At 65.6% G+C, this 4,879-nt stretch carries 4 protein-coding genes and 1 pseudogene; 4 read left to right on the top strand and 1 reads right to left on the bottom strand.

Annotated features, from left to right (window positions below; genetic code table 11):
- Nucleotides 1–187: 187 nt before the first annotated feature.
- Nucleotides 188–859 (top strand): DUF1062 domain-containing protein, encoded by a 672-nt coding sequence (locus RMO18_RS06335; protein ID WP_309664640.1) that lies wholly within the window; start codon nucleotides 188–190, stop codon nucleotides 857–859.
- Here the strand turns inward: RMO18_RS06335 and RMO18_RS06330 are convergent.
- On the bottom strand, nucleotides 856–1,545 hold the full coding sequence (locus RMO18_RS06330; protein WP_309664639.1) for a DUF599 domain-containing protein: 690 nt from the start codon (nucleotides 1,543–1,545) through the stop codon (nucleotides 856–858). The genes RMO18_RS06335 and RMO18_RS06330 overlap by 4 nt on opposite strands.
- Before the next feature lie 85 nt (nucleotides 1,546–1,630).
- Between RMO18_RS06330 and RMO18_RS06325 the strand changes: the two are divergent.
- The 3 genes and pseudogenes from RMO18_RS06325 to RMO18_RS06315 all read left to right on the top strand — a co-directional run.
- Nucleotides 1,631–3,064 (top strand): annotated as a pseudogene (locus RMO18_RS06325) (FAD-linked oxidase C-terminal domain-containing protein).
- A 58-nt stretch (nucleotides 3,065–3,122) separates the two neighbouring features.
- Complete coding sequence (locus RMO18_RS06320; protein ID WP_309664638.1) at nucleotides 3,123–4,211, top strand: FAD-binding protein; 1,089 nt, start codon at nucleotides 3,123–3,125, stop codon at nucleotides 4,209–4,211.
- Nucleotides 4,211–4,879: 4Fe-4S dicluster domain-containing protein (locus tag RMO18_RS06315; RefSeq protein WP_309664637.1), on the top strand; the 669-nt coding region annotated here is incomplete at its 3' end. The genes RMO18_RS06320 and RMO18_RS06315, both read left to right, overlap by 1 nt.

Here is a 4,879-nt window from a genome sequence, read left to right as displayed (position 1 = left end):
TCGTAACGTCCGGTCCGAGCAGCAACACCCGAACCTGCGCCAGAAACGCGAACCGCGTTTCGGGCGCGTGAAGCGTTCGCCGGGTGGATGGCCTCAGACCGGATTGGCGTTGCAAATCTTGCGCCCGGATGTGGTCTGACTGACCCTGCCGTCCCCCTGACCCCCTGCCAGTCCGCACCCGTATCGGGTGATCTCTGCTGTCGCCGTGGCGAACTTCCAGCTGGAAGGCCACGGCAACATGACTGGTATCGTTACTGTCGTCTGGCGGGTGGATCCCGTCACCCCACCCCGCCCGAAAAGGAACTGCAGCACTTGCGGGCGGGCCCGCCTGTTTCGGTCAAGCGGCAAGATCAGGCTGAACGCCAACGGAAGGCGGCTCGATGCATGGCTGATATACAAATGCCAAGCCTGCGACCGAACGTGGAACCTGCCGGTTCTTGCGCGCGTGCCAGTTGCATCGATTGCTGCGGCCGACCTTCAGGCCATGCACGGCAGTGATCCCGAGTGGGTCAGAAAACTGGAGATGGATGTCGGGTTGCTGAAAAGGCATTGCAACCAGATCGATACCCCGGCGGAAGTGAGGATCATCAAGTCGGTCAGCATTTGGCAGCAGCAGTGGTCGGTCATCGAGCTGTGCATTGTGGCCGAGGTTGCGACCGGCCACCGGCTGGATCGGCTGTTGGCGGGCGGATTGAGGCTGTCGCGATCCGAACTGCAGGCGATGCAGAAGGCGGGGGGCCTGCAGGTTGGCGAGGAGTTGCGAAAGCCCTTGAGGCTCAGTGTCGCGGTGCGGTTTGTTGCGGAAAAACTGACCGAAGGCCAGCGACGGGCCGTATCAGTCAATGTGGTGGATGGCTAACGGTTCAGCATCACCACCCGGGAGCGCGAGGCGAATTCGCGGCGAATGAGGACCGAGGCCGCCGCCAGCGTGGCAAGCACCAGGCCGAGCGGACCGATCAGCCACCCGAGCGCCGCGAGGGCGAAGTAGATGGAACGCAAGCCGCTGTTGAAGCTGCGCGCGGCGGTGATGTTGATCTCTGCGGCCTGCGAGGCGCGGTGATAGGCCAAGGGATCAGTCGAATCGTTTGGCACGGCCGCCATCAGGATCGAGCAATAGCCAAAGAGCCGGTTCGACCAGACGAATTTCAGCAGCGCGTTGGACAGAAAGCCCACAACCAGCAGGATTTTCAGCGGCACTGCGGCGGGGTTTGCTTCGATGCTGAGCGCGCCCGCGAGGTTGGTCACCGTGCCCACGTTGCCGATCATCGCCAACCCGCCTCCGATCGCGATCAGCGAGGCGGACGCGAAGAACGCGGTGCCCTGCCGAAGGCTTTCGATCACGGTGCCATCGAAGATGCGTGGCTGGCGGGTGACGAAGGCGCGCATCCAGTCGCGGCGATAATCCTCCATCAGGACCGTCACGGAAGGTCGCTGGGTGGGCGGGTGTTCGGTCAGCCATCCGGTCAGCAGCCAGACCACAACGATAAACCCCACAGCCGCCGCATCAAGCGGGGCGAACGGGCCGAGGTGGGCGAGAATGTCCATGGCCGCGACAGTATGGGGCGCGTTTGCCCTTGTCATCGGGCAAAATTGGTTATAATTCTTTACCAATCATCAGGAGGCGTCGATCATGGACATGCCGCTGCCAAACCGGGCCGTGCTGTCGGGCAAAGCGCGGATCGTGGCGCGCCTGCGTCAGGTTCTGCCCGCCGATGCGGTGATCGAGGACGAGGCGGAGGTGCGCGTGTATGAGTGCGACGCGCTCAGCGCCTATCGCTGCCCGCCAATGGTGGCGGTTCTGCCGCGCAGTACGGCAGAGGTTTCTGCCGTGCTGCGGGTGTGTTTCGAGGAGGGTGTGCCAGTGGTGCCGCGCGGCTCTGGCACCAGTTTGGCGGGCGGGGCATTGCCGACGGCGGATTGCGTGATCCTTGGTGTGGCACGGATGAATGCAGTGCTGGAGACGGATTACGCCAACCGCTTTATCCGCGTGCAATCGGGGCGCACCAATCTGAGCGTGACGGGCGCGGTGGAGGCGGATGGATTCTTTTACGCGCCCGATCCTTCCAGCCAGCTGGCTTGTGCGATTGCTGGCAATATCGCAATGAATTCGGGCGGGGCGCATTGCCTGAAGTACGGGGTGACAACGAATAACCTCTTGGGTGTCACACTGGTGCAGATGGACGGCACGGTGGTCGAGATCGGCGGGCCGTGGAGCGATGCCGGGGGGCTTGACCTGTTGGGCGTGGTCTGCGGGTCCGAAGGGCAATTGGGCGTGGTGACCGAGGCGTGGTTGCGCATCCTGCCAAAGCCCGAGGGCGCGCGGCCGATGTTGCTGGGTTTTGACCAGAGCGAGGTCGCCGGGGCTTGTGTTGCCGACATCATCAAGGCGGGTGTTCTGCCGGTGGCCATCGAGTTCATGGACCGGATGCTGATCCGGGTCTGCGAAGAGTTCGCCCATGCCGGATACCCCGATTGCGAGGCATTGCTGATCGTCGAAGTCGAGGGATCGGGGGCAGAGATCGACGAGCAGCTGGCGCTGATCAAGGCGATTGCGCTGCGCCACAATCCTGTCGCCCTGATCGAGGCGGCGGATGAGGCGCAGGCCAAACGCATCTGGCTGGGCCGCAAGTCGGCGTTCAGCGCGATTGGCAAGATTTCCGATTACATGTGTCTCGATGGCACCATCCCGGTGTCGAGCCTGCCGTTCGTGTTGCGCCGGATTGGCGAGATGTCGAAGGACTTTGGGTTGGCGGTGGGCAATGTGTTCCATGCCGGGGATGGCAACATGCACCCCTTGATCCTGTATGATGCGAACAAGCCCGGCGATCTGGAAACCTGCGAGCGGTTCGGGGCCGAAGTTTTGAAGCTGTGTGTCGAGGTCGGCGGCTGTCTGACCGGCGAGCATGGCGTGGGGATCGAGTAGCGCGATCTGATGGGTGTGCAGTTTTCCGGCGCTGATATGGAGGCGCAGATGCGGGTGAAGGACGTGTTCGACCCGAAATGGCTGTTGAACCCCGCGAAGGTGTTTCCACTGGCGGTGACGGCCGCGCGGCGGGATGCCTGACCTGGCGGAGCGGGGGCCAGCCCCCGCACCCCCGGGATATTTGGAGAAGAGGAAGCCCATGCGGCCGGGAAACGAGACAGAGCTGGCGGAAGCGATCCGTGCGGCAGCGGGGCCGGTTGTGGTGCGCGGCGGTGGGACGCGCGCTATTGGCTTGGCACCCGGTGTGGTGCTGGAAACCGGCGGGCTGGCGGGCGTGGAGTTGTATGAGCCGGGGGCGCTGACGCTGGTGGTGCGGGCGGGGACGCCGGTGGCAGAGGTCGAGGCGGTGCTGGCGGGCGAGCGGCAGCGGCTGGCCTTCGAGGTGCCGGACCTGCGCGGGCTGTTGGGGCGCGAGGGGGGGTCGACCATTGGTGGCGTGGTGGCGGCCAATGCCAGCGGGCCGCGCCGGGTGCAGGTCGGGGCCGCCCGCGACAGCCTGCTGGGCGTGCGGTTCATCGATGGTGCGGGCGTGATCGTGAAGAACGGCGGGCGGGTGATGAAGAATGTCACCGGCTATGATCTGGTCAAGCTGATGGCGGGGTCGCAAGGCACGCTGGGGGTGCTGAGCGAGGTCAGCTTCAAGGTGCAAGCGGTGCCCGAGGCGGAAGCGACGCTGTGCTGCAAGGGTCTGGATGCGGCGGCGGCTGTCGCTGCATTGGCAGCGGCGATGGGGTCGCCCTTTGACGTGTCTGGTGCGGCGTGGACGCCGGGCGGCGGGGCGCTGATCAGGGTTGAGGGGCTGGCGGGATCGGTCGCGTACCGTGCCGGTGCGCTGGCTGAGAGGTTGGGTCCCGGTTGGGAGCGGATCGAGGGCGCGGCGCTGTGGCGCGGCATTCGTGACGTGTCGGCCTTTGCCGGGGTGGCGGGGGCGGTGTGGCGGCTGTCGGTGAAGCCTTCCGATGCGCCGGGGGTTTTAGCGGCGCTGGGCCCGGTGACGCGGGATGTGGTGATGGACTGGGCCGGTGGGCTGGTGTGGCTGCTGGTGGATGAGGCGACACCGGCGGCGACCATTCGCGGCGCGCTGCCGGGGGGGCACGCCACGCGGGTACGGGGCAGCGGTGATGGCCCGGCGTTTCCGCCTGAGGAGCCGGCCTTGGCGCGGCTGTCGACCGGCCTGAGGGCGCAGTTCGACCCGCGCGGAATTCTGAACCAGGGGATGATGGGCTGATGCAAACGGTTTTCACCCCCGAGCAGTTGCGCGAGCCTGCCATCGCCCGATCGAACGAGATCTTGCGCACCTGCGTGCATTGCGGGTTCTGCACGGCGACATGTCCCACCTATCAGGTGCTGGGCGACGAGCTGGACAGCCCGCGCGGCCGGATCTACCTGATCAAGGACATGTTGGAGAAGGGTCGCCCGGCCGATGCGCTGACGGTCAAGCATATCGACCGGTGTCTGTCTTGTCTGGCCTGCATGACCACCTGCCCGTCCGGGGTGCATTACATGCATCTGGTGGACCAGGCCCGCGAGTATATCGAGGCCACCTACCAGCGGCCGTTCGTGGACCGGATGCTGCGCGCGGTGCTGGCGCGGGTGATCCCCTATCCGGGGCGGTTCCGGTTGGCATTGTTCGCGGCGCGTCTGGCCAAACCGCTGCGGCGGCTGGTGCCCGATGCCCGGCTGCGCGCTATGCTCGACATGGCACCGGCCCGCCTGCCGCCGGTCAGCCGCAACGACGATCCCCAGGTCTTTCAGGCGGTTGGCCAGCGCCGGATGCGCGTGGCGCTGATGACCGGTTGTGCGCAAAAGGCGCTGAACACCGATATCAACAATGCCACGATCCGGCTGCTAACGCGGCTGGGTGTCGAGGTGGTGGTGGCCAAGGGGCAAGGTTGT

The sequence above is a fragment of the Tabrizicola sp. genome (assembly GCF_031377265.1).
Lineage (GTDB): Bacteria > Pseudomonadota > Alphaproteobacteria > Rhodobacterales > Rhodobacteraceae > JAUYQR01.
This window is presented reverse-complemented; position numbering and strand designations above follow the sequence as displayed.